At 75.1% G+C, this 17,703-nt stretch carries 14 protein-coding genes; 7 read left to right on the forward strand and 7 right to left on the reverse strand.

Annotated elements, in window-relative coordinates; genetic code table 11:
• Positions 1-11 precede the first annotated feature (11 nt).
• Both GCU56_RS03945 and GCU56_RS03950 read right to left on the reverse strand, forming a co-directional pair.
• Positions 12-659, reverse strand: a complete 648-nt coding sequence (locus GCU56_RS03945; protein WP_163480219.1) for a response regulator — start codon at positions 657-659, stop codon at positions 12-14.
• Positions 656-1,960: a sensor histidine kinase gene (locus tag GCU56_RS03950; RefSeq protein WP_163480220.1), complete on the reverse strand. Its 1,305-nt coding sequence runs from the start codon at positions 1,958-1,960 to the stop codon at positions 656-658. The genes GCU56_RS03945 and GCU56_RS03950 overlap by 4 nt, the downstream gene beginning before the upstream one ends.
• Positions 1,961-2,146: 186 nt before the next feature.
• Here GCU56_RS03950 and GCU56_RS03955 point away from each other — a divergent pair, with 186 nt between their 5' ends.
• From GCU56_RS03955 to GCU56_RS03965, 3 genes are all read left to right on the forward strand, one after another.
• The gene (locus GCU56_RS03955) at positions 2,147-3,085 is read left to right on the forward strand and encodes an ABC transporter ATP-binding protein (protein WP_163480221.1); all 939 of its coding nucleotides are present in this window, start codon (positions 2,147-2,149) and stop codon (positions 3,083-3,085) included.
• The gene (locus GCU56_RS03960) at positions 3,082-3,864 is read left to right on the forward strand and encodes a hypothetical protein (protein ID WP_163480222.1); all 783 of its coding nucleotides are present in this window, start codon (positions 3,082-3,084) and stop codon (positions 3,862-3,864) included. The genes GCU56_RS03955 and GCU56_RS03960 overlap by 4 nt, the downstream gene beginning before the upstream one ends.
• 114 nt (positions 3,865-3,978) lie before the next feature.
• Positions 3,979-7,233 (forward strand): BTAD domain-containing putative transcriptional regulator, encoded by a 3,255-nt coding sequence (locus GCU56_RS03965; RefSeq protein WP_163480223.1) that lies wholly within the window; start codon positions 3,979-3,981, stop codon positions 7,231-7,233.
• A gap of 4 nt (positions 7,234-7,237) precedes the next feature.
• On the opposite strand, the gene GCU56_RS03970 is transcribed toward GCU56_RS03965, so the two are convergent.
• Complete coding sequence (locus tag GCU56_RS03970) at positions 7,238-7,912, reverse strand: hemerythrin domain-containing protein (RefSeq protein WP_163480224.1); 675 nt, start codon at positions 7,910-7,912, stop codon at positions 7,238-7,240.
• 170 nt (positions 7,913-8,082) lie between these two features.
• On the opposite strand from GCU56_RS03970, the gene GCU56_RS03975 reads away from it, so the two are divergent.
• A complete protein-coding gene (locus GCU56_RS03975) occupies positions 8,083-8,706 on the forward strand; it encodes a hypothetical protein (RefSeq protein WP_163480225.1) in 624 nt (207 codons plus the stop codon).
• Between the two features lie 29 nt (positions 8,707-8,735).
• On the opposite strand, the gene GCU56_RS03980 is transcribed toward GCU56_RS03975, so the two are convergent.
• Positions 8,736-10,391 (reverse strand): FAD-dependent oxidoreductase, encoded by a 1,656-nt coding sequence (locus GCU56_RS03980; RefSeq protein ID WP_204331426.1) that lies wholly within the window; start codon positions 10,389-10,391, stop codon positions 8,736-8,738.
• A gap of 130 nt (positions 10,392-10,521) precedes the next feature.
• Here GCU56_RS03980 and GCU56_RS03985 point away from each other — a divergent pair, with 130 nt between their 5' ends.
• Positions 10,522-11,043, forward strand: a complete 522-nt coding sequence (locus GCU56_RS03985) for an HAD domain-containing protein (RefSeq protein ID WP_163480226.1) — start codon at positions 10,522-10,524, stop codon at positions 11,041-11,043.
• Positions 11,044-11,062: 19 nt separating this feature from the next.
• Here GCU56_RS03985 and GCU56_RS03990 read toward each other — a convergent pair whose 3' ends face one another.
• Both GCU56_RS03990 and GCU56_RS03995 read right to left on the reverse strand, forming a co-directional pair.
• Entirely contained in the window at positions 11,063-11,230 is a 168-nt protein-coding gene (locus GCU56_RS03990) for a hypothetical protein (RefSeq protein WP_163480227.1), read from the reverse strand.
• 145 nt (positions 11,231-11,375) lie between these two features.
• Positions 11,376-12,380, reverse strand: coding sequence for a DUF3048 domain-containing protein (locus GCU56_RS03995; protein ID WP_345771618.1), 1,005 nt, complete (start codon positions 12,378-12,380; stop codon positions 11,376-11,378).
• A gap of 312 nt (positions 12,381-12,692) precedes the next feature.
• Here GCU56_RS03995 and GCU56_RS04000 point away from each other — a divergent pair, with 312 nt between their 5' ends.
• Positions 12,693-13,328, forward strand: coding sequence for a hypothetical protein (locus GCU56_RS04000; RefSeq protein WP_163480229.1), 636 nt, complete (start codon positions 12,693-12,695; stop codon positions 13,326-13,328).
• A gap of 36 nt (positions 13,329-13,364) precedes the next feature.
• Here the strand turns inward: GCU56_RS04000 and GCU56_RS04005 are convergent, their stop codons facing one another.
• Positions 13,365-16,619, reverse strand: a complete 3,255-nt coding sequence (locus tag GCU56_RS04005) for a TM0106 family RecB-like putative nuclease (protein ID WP_163480230.1) — start codon at positions 16,617-16,619, stop codon at positions 13,365-13,367.
• 172 nt (positions 16,620-16,791) lie between these two features.
• On the opposite strand from GCU56_RS04005, the gene GCU56_RS04010 reads away from it, so the two are divergent.
• Positions 16,792-17,703: a phosphorothioated DNA-binding restriction endonuclease gene (locus GCU56_RS04010; protein ID WP_345771641.1), complete on the forward strand. Its 912-nt coding sequence runs from the start codon at positions 16,792-16,794 to the stop codon at positions 17,701-17,703.

A 17,703-nucleotide genomic window follows, 5' to 3' on the forward strand; every position in this document is an offset into this window, starting at 1 on the left:
AGATCACCTGCTCAAGCGGTCATGAACCCGCTCTCGTACGCCGCGATGACGGCCTGGGTGCGGTCGCGGGCGCCGAGCTTGAGCAGCACTCCGCTGACGTGGGTCTTCACCGTCTCGCGGCTGAGGTGCATCCGGCCGGCGATCTCGGCGTTGGACAGCCCGCCGGCCACCAGCCGCAGGACGTCGGCCTCGCGGCCGGTCAGCTCCGGCAGCGCGGCGGCCCCGCGGGCGCGGGACGGCGCGTGGGAGGCGATGAGCCGGCGGGTCAGGTCGGGCAGGACCAGCGAGGTGCCCCGGGCGACCACCCGGATCGCGTCGACGAGCTCGTCGGGGTCCGACCGCTTCAGCGCGAAGCCGCTGGCGCCGGCCTGCAGCGACCGGAACAGGTAGTCGTCGTCCTCGAAGGTGGTCAGCACCAGCACGCGCGGCCGCCGGGGATCGCGGGCGACCAGCTCCGCGGTCGCCGCGATGCCGTCCATGTCCGGCATCCGGACGTCCATGAGGACGACGTCGGGATCGGTGCGGGCCGCGGCGTCCAGCGCCTCGCGGCCGGTACCGGCGTCCCCCACCACGGTCAGGTCGGGCTCGCTCTCCAGGATCACCCGCAGCCCCGAGCGGACGAGCACGTCGTCGTCGACCAGCAGCAGCCGCAGGCTCATGCGGCTCCCGACAGCGGCAGGGTGACGCACAGCTCGAAGCCGCCGGACGGCGAGGGCTCGGCGCTGAGCGTGCCGCCCGCGGCGGCCGTCCGCTCGCGGAGGCCGGCCAGCCCGCGGCCGCCGCCGGGGCCCGGACGGCTGTCCAGGTGGGAGGCCCGCTCGTTGCAGACGCGGACGACGAGGACGTCGCCGGTGCGGGCCACCTGGGCGACGGTCAGCGGGCAGCCGGCGTGCCGGAGCACGTTCGTCGTCCCCTCCTGGACCACCCGGTAGGCCAGCTCCTGCACCCCGGGAGGCACGTCGTCGACCTCGCCGTCCACCACGAGGGCGACCGGCAGGCCGCCGTCACGGAGGCCGGCGAGCAGGTCGTCGAGGTCGGCGAGCGAGGGCGCCGCGAACGGGGCGGGGTTCCGGCCGCCGTCCTCGGCGCCCGAGTCGGAGGCGCGCAGCACGGTGAGCACCCGGTCGAGCTCGGCCAGCGCGGTGCGGGTGTTGGTCTCGATGTGGCCCAGCGCCTGGCGGGCGAAGTCCGGCTGCAGCGGCCGGTCGTCGTGCGGGGTGAGGGTGCGCCGCGCCGCGGTGGCCTGCAGCAGGCTGGCGGTCAGCGCGTGCCCGATGGTGTCGTGCAGGTCGCGGGCCAGCTTGGTGCGGTCGGCCAGCCGGCGGGTGCTCTGCTGCAACGCGGCGATCTGCTGCTCGGGGGAGGTGCCGAGCAGCCGGGGTGCGACGGTGGCGGCCAGCCGGACCAGCAGGTCGAGCACCGCCAGGGTGAGGCCGACGACGGCCGCCATGAGCGCCAGCAGCGGCAGCGCGGTGAGCGCGTTCCAGTCGGCGCCCCAGCCGAGGTAGGCGAACGCGAGCCCGCCGAAGAACAGGGTGGCCAGCGTCGCCGCCCCCATGAGCACCCGAGCGCCGAGCCAGCCGACCGCCCGCCACGTGCCGGCCGACTGCACGAGCCGCCGCACCTTGCGGATGACGCCGGGCTGGTGGCGGACGCGCTCGCCGACGGGGACGTCGACGCCCAGCAGGATCCCGGCCAGCTGGCGCTCCACGCCGCCGAACCCCCGGATGGTCGCGAGCACCAGCAGGACCAGGAGCAGGCCGACGCCGTAGATGACGGCGAACACCGAGCCGAGGAGCGCGACGTACAGGGCCAGGCTCAGCGCACCGATCGGCAGGCTCGCCAGCGCGTACAGGGCGCGGCCGGGCCAGCCGGGGCGGGCGGCGGCGAGCAGCGCGCGCAGCCGGGTCACGACCTCGGCGGCAGGACCGGGAGTGCGCGCGGACGTCGTCGGGTGCATGGACCGATCCTGGCCGAGGGATCGGCGGGGCGATTCCCCCGCCGGCGCCGTCTCCTCCTCCCCCGCGCGGGGGACCCGGTTCGGCGCTGCGGGGTGATCCGCGCGGACCGCTGGGCCCGACACGCTCCCTGTCATGACTGCATCCCCCTCCCGGTGGCCGCGCCGCCGCCCTCTCCGGAGGCCCGCATGATCGAGGTGCGTGGGCTCACCAAGCAGTACGGCGCGGTGCGCGCCGTCGACGACCTGACCTTCGACGTCGAGCCGGGCAAGGTGACCGGGTTCCTCGGGCCCAACGGCGCCGGCAAGTCGACCACGATGCGGATGATCCTCGGCCTGGACCGGCCGACGGCCGGCCGCGCGCTGGTGGGCGGCCGGCCGTTCGCCCGGCTGGCCGAGCCGCTGCACGTGGCCGGCGCGCTGCTCGACGCCCAGACCGTGCACCCGGGGCGCAGCGGCCGCGACCACCTGCGGGTGGCCGCCCGCACGCACGGCATCCCGGTGCGCCGGGTGGACGAGGTGATCGACTCGGTGGGGCTGGGCCCGGCCGCCCGGCGCCGGGTGCGCGGCTACTCCCTCGGCATGAAGCAGCGGCTCGGCATCGCCACCGCGCTGTTGGGCGACCCCGCCGTCCTGCTGTTCGACGAGCCGATGAACGGCCTGGACCTCGACGGCGTCCGCTGGATCCGCCGCCTGGTGCGGGACCTGGCCGACGAGGGGCGCACGGTGCTGCTGTCCAGCCACCTCATGAGCGAGATGGAGCAGACCGCCGACCACCTGGTCATCATCGGCGCCGGCCGGCTGATCGCCGACGCCTCGATGCAGGAGGTTGTGCGCGGCGAGGGGGCGCGGCGGCAGGTGCGGGTGCGGACGCCGTCCCTGGACCAGCTGGCCGGCGCGCTGCTGCGCCTCGGGCTGCGGGTGCACCCCACCGACGACGGCGACCTGCTGGTCGAGGGTGCGACCGCCGAGACCGTCGGCGACGTCGCGTTGGAGGCCGGCGTGGCGGTGCACCGGCTGACCGAGGAGCACGACTCCCTCGAGCAGGTCTACCTGGACCTCACCGGGGACAGCGTCCAGTACCGGGTGTCCTCGGCGCCGGCGCTGGCGGGGCAGGTGCGGCGGTGAGCGCCGTGGCGGTGGCCGAGCCCGGGACGCCCACCGTGCTCGGGCGCGCCGCGGCGGCGGAGTGGCTGCGGCTGCGCACCGTGCGGACGACGTGGTGGTGCCTGCTCGCCGCGGCGGTCACCATCGTCGGCATCGGGGTCATCGCCGCCGCCGACGAGGCCGAGGGCCCGGTGGGCCCCGGCAACCTGGTCGTGCCGTCGACGTTCGCCGGCGAGTACGGCGTGATGCTGGGGCAGTTCGCGCTGCTGGTGCTGGCTCTCCTGGCGGTCACCCAGGAGTACGCCAGTGGGTCGATCGGCCCGACCCTGCAGTGGACGCCGCGTCGCGGGGTCCTGCTGGCCGCCCGCGTCGTCGTCCCTGCCGGAGTGGCGACGGCCGTGGGCGTGCTGCTCGCGCTGGTCGCGGACGTCCTGGCGCTGCTGGCCGATCCGGGTCTGGTGCTCCGGTTCGCCGACCTGGCCGACAGCCTGCCGCGGATCGCCGCGGTGCTGTTCGCGGGCAGCGTGCTGGCCGCCGGCGTCGGCCTGTTCCTGCGCAGCACGGCCGGAGCGCTGGCGACGGTGTTCCTGCTGCAGCTCGTCCTGCCGTTCCTGCTGCCGGCGTTCGGGGTGGGGTGGATGGCCGACCTCGGGGAGTTGCTGCCCGGCTCGGGCGCGATCTGGACGCTGCTCGGGGAGCCGGAGATGACGGCGGCCCAGGCGACGGCGCTGCTGGTCGGCTGGTCGGGGGTCGCCCTGCTGGCGGGCGGCCGGTCGCTGCTGCGCCGGGACGCCGGATAGCTGCGGGAGCCGGCGCCCTCCCGGGCGTCGGCTCCGCGCCCGCGTGGCTCCCGGCGCGGCGGTGGGCACGGCACGACCTGCGCGACGCCGACGTGGGCTACCTTTCCCGGCGCCATGGCTGCTCCCGACTCCCCGGACGTCGCCGTCTCGGTGCTCGGCCCGCTGCGCGCGACGGTCGACGGCGAGCCGGCGGCGCTCGGCGGCCCGCGGCAGCGCTCGGTGCTCGCCCGGCTCGCGGTCGCAGGCGGTCACGTCGTCTCGACCGACCGGGTCATCGACGACCTGTGGGAGGGGGAGCCACCGCCCAAGGCGCTGGCGTCGCTGCAGGTGCACGTGTCGCACCTGCGCCGCGCGCTCGAGCCGGCTCGCGAGCGGCGGGCGGAGGCCTCGGTGCTGGTCAGCGCGCCCCCGGGGTACGCGCTGCGGCTGCCCCGCGGGTCGGTGGACGCCTGGCGGTTCGACGACCTGGTGGCGCTCGCGCAGGACGAGCCCGACCCGGCGGTCCGCCGGCGGCTGCTCGACGAGGCGCTGGCCTGCTGGTCCGGGCCGGCGTACGCCGAGGTCGCCGACGCGTCGTGGGCGGGTCCCGAGGTGGCGCGCCTGGACGAGCTCCGGCTGGTCGCGCGGGAGAGCCGGGCCGAGGCCGACCTCGAGCTGGGCAACGCGACCGCCGTCGTCCCCGGGCTGGAGCGGCTGTTGCACGACCACCCGGCCCGGGAGCGGCCGGTGCGGCTGCTGACCCTCGCGCTCTACCGCAGCGGCCGCCAGGGCGACGCGCTCGCGGTGCTGCGGCGGGCGCGCGAGCACCTGGCCGACGCGCTGGGCATCGACCCCGGCCGCGAGCTGCGCGAGCTCGAGGCCGCGGTGCTCGCCCACGACCCGTCGCTGGACCTGGCGCCCACCCGGGTCGCCGCTCCCCCGCGTCCCGCCGCTCCCGGACCGCCGGCACCGCAGCGCTCGGTCGGCCGGGTGGCCGAGCTGCGGCTCCTCCTCGACGTCGCGGACGGCGCCCGCGCCGGTGCCTCCGTCGTCTGGGTCGCCGGCGAGGCAGGCGCCGGGAAGACGACGCTGGTCGAGGCCGCCGCCGACGAACTGCGCGGCCGCGGCTGGCGGGTGGCGTGGGGCCGCTGCCCCGAGGTGGACGGCGCCCCGCCGGCGTGGCCGTGGAGCGAGATCGTGCGCGCCCTGGACGGCGGCGACCTCGTCGAGGGCAGTGCGCCGAACGCCTTCTGGCTGTCCCGGTCGCTCGCCGAGCAGGTCCGGACGGCCACGCACCGCTCGCCGGTCGCGCTGGTGCTCGACGACGTGCACCGCGCCGACGAGCTGACCCTCCAGCTGCTGCGCCAGGTCGTCGACCAGCTGTCCGGCGATCCGGTGCTCGTCCTGGCGACGTTCCGCGACACCGAGGACGGCGACGCGCTCGCCGCCACCCGCGCGGCCCTGGCCGGCGCGAGCGCGCGGCACCTGTCGCTGACCGGGCTGGACGACGCCGGGGTCGCCGTCCTCGCCGCGGACCACGGCCTGGACGACGTCTCCCCGGACGTGATCGGCCTGCTGCGCGAGCGGACCGGCGGCAACCCGCTCTTCCTCCGCGAGCTCACGAAGCTGATCGTCGCCGAGGGCCGGGCGGCGGCGCGGACCAGCGTCCCGGCCGGCGTGCGGGAGGTGCTGCGGCGGCGGGTCGGCCGGTTGCCCGGGCCCGCCGTCACCGCGCTGCGGCAGGCGGCGGTGCTGGGCCGGGACGTCGACGTCGACCTGCTGGCCGCCGTCGCCGGCCGGGATCCCGACGAGCTGCTCGACGCCCTGGAGACCGCGGTGCTGGCCGGGCTGCTCGACGAGCCGGCGCCGGGGCGGGTGCGGTTCACCCACGCGCTGGTCCGCGACACCCTCTACGAGGACACCCCGCTGATGCGCCGGGCGCGCGTGCACGCCGCGGCGCTGTCGGTGCTGGAGGCGCAGGGCGGCGCGGACGCCGCGACGCTGGCCCACCACGCCGTCGCCTCGGCCTCCCCGTCGACCGCCGCCGACGCCGTCCGGTACGTGGTCGCCGCCGCGCGCGAGGCCGAGCAGCTCGGCGCGCACGCCGACGCCGCCCGCCAGTGGGCGAGCGCGCTGCGGATGCACGAGCTGGCCGGTGCGCGGTCCGGCGGTGACGAGGCGCTGGTCGCGCTGCTGCTGCCGTCGATCTCGGCGCACGCCCGCAGCGGCAACGCCGTCGTCGCCCGCGAGCAGCAGCGGCTCGCGGTGCGGGCCGCCGCCCGGCTGGGCCGCCGCGACCTGCACGTCGCCGCGCTGGCCGAGTGGGACGCGCCGCTGGTGTGGACCGTCCGCGACGACGGCGCGCAGGACCCCGAGCTGCTCGAGCCACTGGTCGCGCTGCTGGAGACCCCCGCCGGCGAGGACCTGCCGGACGAGGTCCGCGCGCGGCTCTGGGTGGCGCTGTTCCGCGAGGTGGAGGGGGTGGACGACGCCCGCTCGGAGCGGGCGAGCGCGGAGGCGCTCGCGCTGGCACGACGGGTGCCGTCGGACCCGCGGCTGCTGTGCGCGGCGCTCAACGCGCGCGCCTACGCCGCGCTCGGCCCCGACCTGGCCGGCCAGCGGGAGGCGCTCGCCGAGGAGCTGCGCGCAGTGGCGAACGCGGCCGGTGCGACCGACCACGAGGCGGTGGCGCACTGGCTGCTGTTCCTCGCGGCGTCGGCCCGCACCGATCTGGTCGCGTCACGGCAGCACGGCGACCAAGCGCTGGCCCTGTCCGGCAGCGGCCAACTGGGGCACGTGCTCGGTGCGTTGGCCATCCACTCGGGCGCCCTGCTGGTGCTGGCCGGGCGGGTCGACGAGGGGTTGGCGCGCTACGAGGAGGTCGCCACCCGGCTGGTCGAGACAGGGCAGACCAACGGCGGGCTGATGGCGATGATCGGCCGCTTCGTCGCCGGCTTCGCACAGGGCGACCTCTCGCCGTCGGTGCCCGACTTCGAGTGGCTGGCCGCCGCGATGCCAGGGGCCTTGGGCGACGCCGTCGTCCTCACGTTCCTCGACGCCGGGCGGGACGACGACGCGCGGGCGGTGTGGGCGATCCGCCGTCCGATCGCGCGCGACTACTACTGGCTGGTGACCACGACGCTCCGGGCGCACGCGGCCGCCCGGCTCGGCGACGTCCCGGTCGCGACCCGGGCGCGGGACGAGCTGCTCCCGTGGGCCGGACGGATCGCCGGGCTCGACTCGGGGACCCTCATCGCCGGCCCGGTCGACGACGCGCTGGCCGCCGTGGCCGACCTGCTCGGGGACGCCGCGGGGGGCGAGGCACACCGGCGGGACGCGGCCGGGGTCCGGCGGCGGCTCGCGGCCGAGCTGGCCGCCGTCGGACTCTGACCGGTCACCCCTCGAAGACGCGGCGCTGCCGCCGGCGGAAGGGAGGCACGAGCAGCGCCAGCATCAGGCGGAGCACGAGCCCGCCCTCGGCGGCGAGCGCCCGGTACTCCTCGGGCGTCGTCTCGTCGACCACGCGCGGCGCCTCGAAGGAGAGCTTCGCGCGCTTGCGGATCGTGCCCTCGACGCGGTTCCAGTCCTGGACCGAGACGTACTCCTCGATGGCGGGGAGGACCGCGGCCTCCTCGTCGGTGATGTGCTCGACGAGGGTGTCCCGGAGATCCGCCAGCTCGACGGCGAGCGCGGTGGCGGCGTCCTCCGAGGCTGGCCGGGCGGCGAAGGCGGCCGCCGCGGCGCGGACGCGGGAGAGCAGCGGGTCGAGGGCGGCGTGGTCGTCGCTGAGCTCGGTGAGGTCGACGTGCGGGCCGGCCGACGCGGCGAGCACCGGCCACAGGACGTCGTCCTCGGCCGAGTGGTGGTGGTGGATCGAGTCGCAGTAGTCGGCGACGTATCCGGCGATGGCGGCGCCGCGGGCGGCGTCGGCGGTGGTGGCCGTCGCGGCGAGCCTCTCGGCGAGCGCCGTGAGCCGGCGGGCGTCGCGCAGCATCACGCGGTGGGCCAGGCGCATGCCGATGGTGTCGGGGCGCGGGTCGCCCTCGGTGCGCGGGGTGACAGTGGTCATCGGTGGTTCCTCTCGGGTCGTCTGCTGGCGCCGGAGACGCTGCGCTCCGCCGCTTTCCGCCCGCTTGTCGCGGGAGGGCAGGTGGACGACAAGAGCGCGGTAAGCGGACGCCGCCACGGTTCTGGCCGAACCGGTCACCGAGGCCGGGCACCGACCAGAACGAGGACGAGATGACCACGCTGTCCGACCGCCCGACCCTCTCCACCCCGGCGCCGGCCGACCACCGCCCGAGCACGCAGGTCCGCGCCCTGTCCGTCGTCGCCGGCGGCACGCTGTTCGCCGTCGGCAACCTGCTCCACCCGCTGACGCACGACGAGACCGCGCACCAGTCGCCGACCTGGGTCGTCGCGCACGTCGTCTTCGCGATCGGCGCGCTGCTGATCGCGGCCGGGATGACCGTGCTGACCCGCCGGTTCGCCGCCTCTCGCACCGGGCTCGTCGGGCTCGGCATCACCTGGCTCGGGATGGTGCTGATCCCCGGCGGGGCACTGATGGAGGCCTACGTGCGGCCGCTGATGGACCACCACGGCTTCATGGCGATCGAGGAGGCGACGCTCGGGTTCACCATGCTCGCCGGCACGTCGAACCTGGTCGGCCCGGCGCTTATCGCGATCGCGGCGATCCGCAACAGGCTGCTGCCGCTGTGGGTGGCCCTGGCCATCCCCGGCATCACGGTGGGGGCGCTGCTCTACCCGGTGCTGCCCAAGGAGGGCTACGGGATCATCCCGGGCACGGTGCTCTTCGGGATCGGCATCGCCGCGGCTGGCTGGCTGTCCCGGTCGCCGCGCGACTGAGCCGGCCCGGGGGTGACGTCGTCGGGCGGTCACACCGCGAGCAGGCGGTGCACGAACTGGATCGCGATCGAGCCCTCGCCGACGGCGGACGCCACGCGCTTCACCGAGCCGTGCCGGACGTCGCCGGCCGCGAGCACCCCCGGGACGCTGGTCTCGAGCGCCATCGGGCGCCGGCCGAGCGCGGCGAGCGCGCCGTCGCTCAGCTCCGAGCCGGTGACGACGAAGCCGGCTGGATCGCGCTCGATGGTCGCGGGCAGCCACTCGGTGTGCGGCATGGCCCCGATCATGAGGAAGAGCGCGTAGGCGCCGACCGTCTCCAGCCCGCCGTCCCTCCGGCTCCGCAGGACGAGGTGGTCCAGCCAGCCGTCGCCGCCGCCGTCGACGACCTCGGTGCCCGTCCGGACCTCGATGTTCGGCGCCTCCTCGACCTGGCGGACGAGGTAGTGCGACATCCCGGCCTCGAGCGTCGCGGCCCGCACCACGAGGGTGACCCGCTTGGCGTAGTGGGCCAGGTGGATCGCGGCCTGCCCGGCGGAGTTGGCGCCGCCGACGATGTAGACGTCCTCGCCCGACACCAGTGGTGCCTCCGAGGCGGCGGCGCCGTAGAAGACGCCGGCGCCGTGCAGCGCCTCGAGCGGCTCGATGCCCAGGCGGCGGTAGCTCGCACCGGTCGCCAGGACGACGGCCCGGGCCCGCACCACCCCGCCGGTGTGGATGCCGACGACGAGGTCGTCGTCCTCCCGGGTGAGGTCGGTGACCTGCTGCATGAACGCGAACCGCGCTCCGAACACCCAGGCCTGCTGGTAGGCGCGGCGGGCGAGGTCGGCGCCGGTGACCCCGCGCGGGAAGCCGAGGTAGTTGCGGATCGACGAGCTGGACGTGGCCTGGCCGCCGATGCTGCCCGAGTCGATGACCACGGTGCGCAGGCCCTCGGAGGCGCCGTAGACGCCCGCGGAGAGGCCGGCCGGTCCGCAGCCGACGATCACCAGGTCGTAGCGCTCGCCCGAGGGGTCGATCGGTGCGCCCGCGAACCGGGCGATGTCGGCGTCGGTGGGGTCCTCCATGACGCCGCCGGTGGGCATGACCAGCAGCGGGAGCCGCGGCTCGCCGACGTCGGCGAGGAGGGCGCGGCCCTCGTCGGACTCGGCCAGGCAGAAGCGGTGCGGCATGGCGCAGCGGCCGAGCACCTCGCGCAGCTCGAAGGCCCGACCCGACCAGGTCTCGCCGATGACGTCGATGGTGTGCGGGGCGCGGCGCCGGGCCTCGGCCCAGGCGAGGAGGAAGGTCGAGATCGCCTGGTGGAACTGCTCGTCGGGCGGCGGCGCGGGCCGCACGACGTAGTGGTCGATGCGCCCGCGGGCGATGGCCTTGAAGATGGCGTCGCCGGTGTCCGGATCGCCGAGGTGGTTCCAGCCGATGAGCAGGGCGCGCTCGGCGTGCGGGAAGAGGCGGCCCACCTCACCGAGGAACTCCGTCCCGGGTGCGCCGTCGAGCTCCTCGCCCGCGAGGACCAGGGCGACCTCCTCGCCGGCGGCGGCCAGCTCGTCGAGGGTGGTCCGCGCCTGGGTGGTGCTGCCCTGGGTGCAGATGCGGTAGTCGAGCGCGTACCGGGTGCGCAGCTCCCGCTCGACGGCCGCGAGCAGGGCGGGATCGTCGTCGACGGCGACGATCAGGGGGAGGTCCATGGCAGCTCCGGGGCATCGGCAGCAGACAGCCCCGTGACCCGGCGATCGTAGGGAGGGTGACCCGGCCTGCCAAGGCCGATGCGGCCCCTCCGAGGTGAGCCCGCCGAGCCCGGCCTGGTAGGACGGCGTCGTGCCTCCTCCCCCACCGGTCCTGCTGCTGGACGTCGACGGCGTGCTCAACGCCGTCGGCTCACGCCTGCCGGAAGGCTGGCGGCGCGGGACCTACAACGGCTACGTCCTGTCGTGGGACCCGACCGTCGTCGCCCGGCTGCGCGAGCTGCACGAGTCCGGCCGGGTGGAGCTCCAGTGGCTGACCACGTGGACGGAGAAGGCCGACCAGCTGCTGGCCGAGCCCATGGGCCTCCCCCGGGGCCTGCGGACCCACAGCCGGGACGACATGGTCTCCACCGGCTTCGGGGGTTCCTTCGGCGGCCTCGCCGGCTGGTGGAAGCTGGCCGCCGCGCGGGCGGTGGCCGAGGCCGAGCCCGGCCGGCGCATCGTGTGGATCGACGACGACCTCGCCGACCAGGCCGAGGACACCAGCGAGTGGCTGGCCGCGAACGGCCACGTGCTGGTCGTGGCCCCCGACCTCGAGACGGGCCTGACCCACGCCGAGCTGGACCGGGTGGAGGCCTGGCTCGCGTCGCCCTGACTCTGGGTGGACCCGGCGGTCAGCGCGCCCGGTCGCTGCCGCGCTGCGGCACGGGGGTCGGCCGGCGCTGCTGGAAGCCGGGGTCGAACCGCTGGGTGGCCTCGACCTCGTCGCTGTCGGGGGCGGCGTGCCGCCCGGCCTGGGGCAGCGTGAACTCCGCCGTCTGGTCGAGCAGGTGCTTGGTCACTTCCGGGTCCCTCCGTGGTGGTTGCCCGGCCAGCGTAAGCAGGGCGACGACTCCCGGCGGGTTCGACGGGGAAGCCGGGGCGTCTGTGACCAGCGGGACGTGCGGGGTGGTGTCAGTGCGGCGCGCGCCCGTGCCACCGCCGTCGTCAGTCGGTGGACACCGCACCGGCCCGGGCGGGGACCAGTTCGACCCAGGTGGTCCCGGGCGCCAGCGTCACGGGGTCGCCGTCCGTCCCGGTCAGCCGCATCCGGTCGCCGGTTCCTGGCTTGGACCAGGTGGCCTCCACCGTGTGCCCGCCCGAGGCGACGAGCGCCTGGCCCGTGCCGGTCAGGATGGTCTCCGGAACGGGGTTGCCCGCCGGGTCGCGGGCCTCGGTCGGAACGACGTCGACGCGCAGCACGACGACGTTGGTGGCGCCGATCCGCCGGCCGTCGCTCTCGACGGCTGCGGTGCTCCCCTCGCTGCGCAGCCATCGGCCGTCCGCAGCGCTCCAGGTCCACCGGGGGGAGCTGACCCCGGACAGCGTGAGGGCCAGGGTGGCCGTCGGCTGCCCGTCCGCGACGGCGGTCGGATCATCGGCCGCTGAGTGGTCGAACTGAGCGCCGGGCGCGGCCCCGTGGGCGGCGTCGGCCTGCTCGACGAGGGTCTGCGGCGCCGCGTAGACGTTGTGCGGCGCCCTGCGGGTCGACGTCCGGTGGAAGCCGTCGGCGCCGGTGTCCTGACTGAGCACCTGCAGTCCCGCCTCCCGGGCCGCGGTGACGTAGGGCGGCACGCCTCCGGAGAAGGCGAGCAGCCCGCCCAGCGGCGCGGCGATCGCGGGGTCCATCGGCCGGATCGAGCGCACGGGGCCGATCTCGGGTGGGAGGGTCGAGTGGTAGACGCCGACGAAGCGGGTGATGCCGCCCTCGACGACCTGCTCCCACACCACGTCCGCGGCGTTCAGTCCGGTCTGCGGGCGCGCCTCGACGGAGTTCTCGATCTTCACCACGAGCGCCGGACGGGCGGCGACCGCGTCGACCGGGACCCCGGTCAGCGGCCAGGCGGGCGCAGACGACGACGGGAGCGCGGAGACGATCGAGCCGAGGAACGGCACCGCGGACAGGTGCTGCCGGACCGTCGGCCAGGCGACGACGCCGGCCGCCACCAGCACGACGAGCAGGGCCGCTCGTAGGCCCCGCCTGGGCTTCGCGCGGCGGCGCCCCCTCGCCGGAGTCTGCTTCGTCGTGCGGGTGCTCTTCGTGGTGCGTGGGCTCGTCGTGCTGCGGGCGCCGGTTCTCGACCCGGAGCGCGGCCGGGCCGCGGTGGACCTGGGCACGTCGGAACTCCTGGGTCAGCGGGGTGGTGCCTCTTCTGTATCGGCACGCTCTCCGCGGCCCGGCACACGACGTCGACGGGACGGCGCAGCCCTCATCTCCTCCGGATGTGCGTGCAGCGTCCGGTCGCCGGCGGGTAGGCAGGCGGCGTGGACGCGCGGACGCTGGTGCTGGGGGACTGGACGCCGATCGTGCGGGACGGCATCGACGTCCTCCGACTGGTGATCCTCGGCGGAGCCGTCGTGTACGCCGCCACCGGGGACTGGGGCTCGGCGGCGGTGCTGGCCTTCCTCGGGGGCATCACGCTCGTCGCGCGGGTGGTGAACCTGCCGCGGCTCTACGACCTGTCGCTGACCCTCGGCATGGCGCTGCAGGGGTTCGGCGAGACGCTCGGCCTGTACGACGAGTTCGTCCGCTTCGACGACCTGGTGCACTTCACGCTGCCGATGCTCACCGCGCCCGTCGTCTACCTCGCCCTCGCCCGGCTGGACGTCGTCCCGGATCCCCGCGACGAGACGCACCTCCAGCACTACATCGGCATCGGCGTGGTGACCGCGGCCCTCGGCATCGCCGTCGGGGCGCTGTGGGAGCTGTACGAGTGGCGGTCCGACGCCTGGTTCGGAACGGCGCTGTCGGAGGACAACGACGACACCAACGGCGATCTGCTCCGCGACACCCTGGGGTCTCTCGTCGGCGCCGGGTTGCTGGTCGTGTGGGCCCGCTTCGGTTGGGGGTCGGTGCGACGCATTCCCGGGATCAACACCCACGAGGAGGTCAGCGCCTGACGCTGGAGGAACGGACGACGACGTCCACGGCCTGTCTCACGTGCGCAGGTCGGAGGTCGCCATCTCGACCAGGCGGCAGAGGGCGTTGACCTGGCGCAGCTGCTCCGGCGTCCGCACCGCGGCGTCGAGCAGCTCCTCGCTCATGACGACGACGGCCAGCGCCTTCGCCCGCGAGACCGCGACGTTGAGCCGGTGCAGGTCGTAGAGGAACGACACCCCGCGAGGCGCGTCCTCAGCTGACGTCGACGTCATCGAGTACAGGACGACCGGCGCCTCCTGGCCCTGGAACTTGTCCACGGTCCCGACCCGCGCGCCGTCCGGCAGCAGGCTCCGGATGCGGGCCACCTGGTTGTTGTACGGCGCGACGACCAGCACGTCGTCCGCGCCGATGACCGACCGCTCCCCCGCTGCGTCGACCCAGCCGACGCCCTGCAGCGACCGCCACAGCTCGGCCACCGCAGCCGCCTCGTCGTCCGAAGCCGCCGCAGCCGGCTTCGTGTGCTCGACGAACCGGACAGCGAGCCCGCTGGCCCAGCCGTCCACCGCGATCCGCTCGCGATCGGCCGCGGACTCCAGCCGCCCCTCGTACGCCAGGTCGGAGACGAACGCGGTCAGCGCCGGGTGCATGCGGTAGGTCCGGTCGAGGAAGACGCCGCAGTCCTCGGGCACGGTCGGGTGCCCGTCGAGCAGGTGCTCGAGCGCGGACAGCCCCGACTCCCCCGGGTGCACGGCCTGCGTCGGCTGGGCCAGCTGCTGCGGGTCGCCGAGCAGCACGAGCGAGCGAGCCGACCGCGCGACGGCGACCGCGTTGGCCAGCGAGAACTGCCCCGCCTCGTCGATCACGAGCACGTCGACCGCCTCGGCCAGGTCATCTCGGCACCAGAACCACGACGTCCCGCCGACCAGGTTCGCGGACCCGTCGAGCAATCGGCCGGCCACCTCGGCGGAGTCCTTCGACCACTCGACGCCGTCCGCCCCGCAGGCCTGGTGCTCGTCGCACTTCTGCAGCGCCGGCCGGCCGACCGCCTTCAGCACGTTGCCGATCACCGCGTGGGACTGCGCCGTGACGCCGACCTTCTTGCCGGCGTCCAGCAGCGCCCGGATCAGCCGCGACGCCGCCCGCGTCTTCCCGCTGCCGGGCGGCCCCTGGACGGCGAGCACCTCGCCGTCCAGGGCCAGCCCGAGCCGGACGACGGCGTCCCCGGCCTCCTCCCCCGGCAGCCGCCGGGTGTCCCCGGGGACGACGCGGTCGAGCAGCGCCTGCCCGAGACACGGCCGGCCGGTGAGGACGGCGTCCGCGGTGGCGACGATCGCCGCCCGCATCTGCTTGTCGTCGAGCGGCCCCTCCGGACCGAGCCCGCGGACGGCGCCCGGCTGCTTGGTGCTCTTGACGACGATCCGCCCGCCGACGGCGTCGAGCTCCCGCACCTCGCCGATGCGCGCACGCGTGTCGACGTCGAAGGCCGGCTTGCCCACCGCGAGCTTGGCGTCCTGCGGCGGGAAGGCCAGCGCGTAGAGCTTGCTGCGCTTCTCGGTGCCGATCTCGACGGCGGCGGAGAGCCCACCGATCGCGGTGCGGTCCTCGATCAGCTGCTCGTCCTCCAGGTCGCCGCGGCTGAAGAACTCCCACCAGCCGGGCCGGGCCTCGCGGCGGTGCCATTGCACGAGGTCGCCGAGCAGGTGGTGCTCCTGGGCCAGCAGCTGCTCGACCAGCGCCAGCTCCGCGACCTCGGCGTCCGACCGCGGCGCCGGCGCGTCGAGCGCGGACAGCATCGGGCGCGGCAGCTCGCCGTGCTCGGCCTCCAGCTCGGCCCGCTGGGTCTCCAGCCAGTCGTGCAGCTCGCGGGTGGAGTCGACGTCGTCGCGGTTGTAGTCGTGGATGGCCTGCAGCCGCGCCGGGTCGCGGTCGATCAGCCACTTCTCGTACTCGACGACGCTGGACATCGCGTCGGCGACGTCGCCGGTGTGCTCGCGCCCGTAGAAGGCCTCGACCTTCTTGATCGAGTAGGACTCCTTGCTGATCCGCATCGACTGGCGGACGACGGGATAGAGGTCGACGAACCGCTCGGCGCGCAGCAGCTGGTCGAGCTCGGCCTCGCGGACGCCGTACCGGCCGGTGAGCCGCTTGAGGGCGCTGACCTCGTAGGCGGCGTAGTGGTAGACGTGCATGCCGGGGTCGGCGCGCCAGGCGTCGACGGTGCGGTCGACGAGGTCCTCGACCATGCGGCGCTCCTCGGCGGCGTCGTGCGCCCAGAGGGCGGTGAAGCGGCCGTCCCGGTCGCCGACCCCGGCCAGGTACTCCAACCCGGCGCCGTCGCCGGAGAGCGGGTCGCCCTCGAAGTCGAGGTAGAGGTCGCCGGGGCTGGGCTCGGGGAGTCGCAGCAGTCCCTGGGATGGCTGGGGCGGGAGCAGGGTGCGGGTGGGAGCTCCGGCCTGACGGCCGCGCAGCTGCTCGCGGGCCTGGTCGCGCAGTCGTTCGCGGGTGCCGCGGGTGATGCCGGTGGCCTTGAGGACGTCGTCGTCGGCCGCGGCGAGCTGCTCCAGGGTCCTGATGCCGACGCCGTTGAGGGCCGCGCGCTGGTCGCGGCGCATGCCGGCGACGAGGCTGAGGTCGTCGCTATTGCGGAGCTCGTCGGTACAGCGCGGCGCCCATGCACACTGGCCGCAGTGAGCGACCGGGATGGGCACAGTGGCCGTCGGGGCGTCGATGAAGCCCTCGAGCTTGGCGCGGGCGCGGCGGGCGTAGGCGGCGACGTCGACCAGCCGCCAGGGACGCGACTCGCCGTCCCCGGTGACGACGCTGATGCGCTCGGGCACACGGCCCTGCAGCGTGGTGAGCCGGTCGGCGTAGGTGGCCATCTGCAGCAGCGCCGGCACCTTGATGCGGCGGGCGAGCTTGGCGTCGGCGATCTCGTAGGACCAGTCGCCGAGGTCGGACGGCGTTGGCGTCTTCAGGAGGAAGTCGGCCTGGCCGCCCCAGGTGCCGTTGAACAGGTACGCCTGGTGGATGACGTCGACGCCGGCGCGCATTGCCTCGATCGTGGCTGCCTCGGTGCGTCGGCCCTGAAGGCGGACGACGTCGAGGCCCTGTTCCTCCAGCGACTCCAGGTAGCGGAGCTCGTGGGCGATGCCGAGATCGGCGACGAGCACCGTCTGATCGCTGACGCCCTCGGCGAGCGGCTGCAGAGCGCCGCCGGTCACGGCGAGGTTGAGCGCGGTGAGGTGGTGACACTCCTGGTGCCGGGTCAGATCACTGGGACTGAGGACCAATCCCCCGTTGGCGCGGTACACGGCTCAGCTCTCCGTCGAGTGGACGACGGCGGGCAGGGATGAGTGCGGCAACGATCCCCCGTGCTGGTGCGTGCAGATCCATACGGAGGCTGTCACGGACGGCGCCGTCCCGGAATCTCCCGCGCCGTGTCCTGCCCGGCTGCGACCGGGGCATCAGGAACAGTGGGTGCTCGTGTCACCCAGCACCCCTGACGCGCAACAGGCCCTCGAACGCCTGTCCTCGCTGCGACAGCACCAGCAGGACAGCCGACGGTCACCGCACAAGCCCCTGCTAGTTCTCCTGGCACTGGGCCGCCTGGCCGCCACCGGGTCGAGCCGCCTGCCCTGGTCGGAGGCCGAAGAGACGCTCTCGAACCTGATCGAGGAGTTCGGGCCGACGTCGCAGACGGGCCGGTCTCAGAGCGCCGCCTTCCCGTTCACCCGGCTGCGCTCGGACGGCGTGTGGATGCTCGACCGCGATGTCCCCATGGACAACGTCGGTCCGCTGCGTCAGGGCGTGACGGGGCAGTTCGAGGCGTCCCTGGAAGCGGCCCTGCGGGATCGACCGGAGCTCCTCGCCGCGGCAGCACGTGGACTGGTCGAGAGCCACTTCCCCGGGACCGTGGCACCCGACGTCCTCGTCGCGGTCGGCCTGGACCCGGACCTACTGGAAGGCAGCCGACCAGCCCGCGACACGAGCCCTGCAGACCGACGACGGAGCAGCACGTGGCCGGCCGCCGTCATCGAGGCCTGGGACCGGCAGTGCGCGTTCTGTGGCTTCGACGGTGCTGCGGGCGGCGGTGTCGTCGGGATCGAGGCCGCGCACGTCCGCTGGTTCAAGCTCGGCGGCCCGGACGACCTCGACAATGGGCTCGCCCTCTGCTCCCTCCACCACAAGTTGTTCGACCGAGGGATGCTCGGTCTGGACGGCGACTTCGCCGTGGTCGTGTCCCGACGCTTCTCCGCGCGAACGACGCAGGGCCGGACCGTGTACGACCTGCACGGTCAGCGCCTCACGCCGCGCCCAGGTACTCCGCTACCCGCAGCCCGGCACGTTCGCTGGCACACCGACCAGGTGTTCCAAGGCCAGTCCCTCGCCAGCTGA

Source organism: Geodermatophilus sabuli (assembly GCF_010686765.1).
GTDB lineage: Bacteria > Actinomycetota > Actinomycetes > Mycobacteriales > Geodermatophilaceae > Geodermatophilus > Geodermatophilus sabuli_A.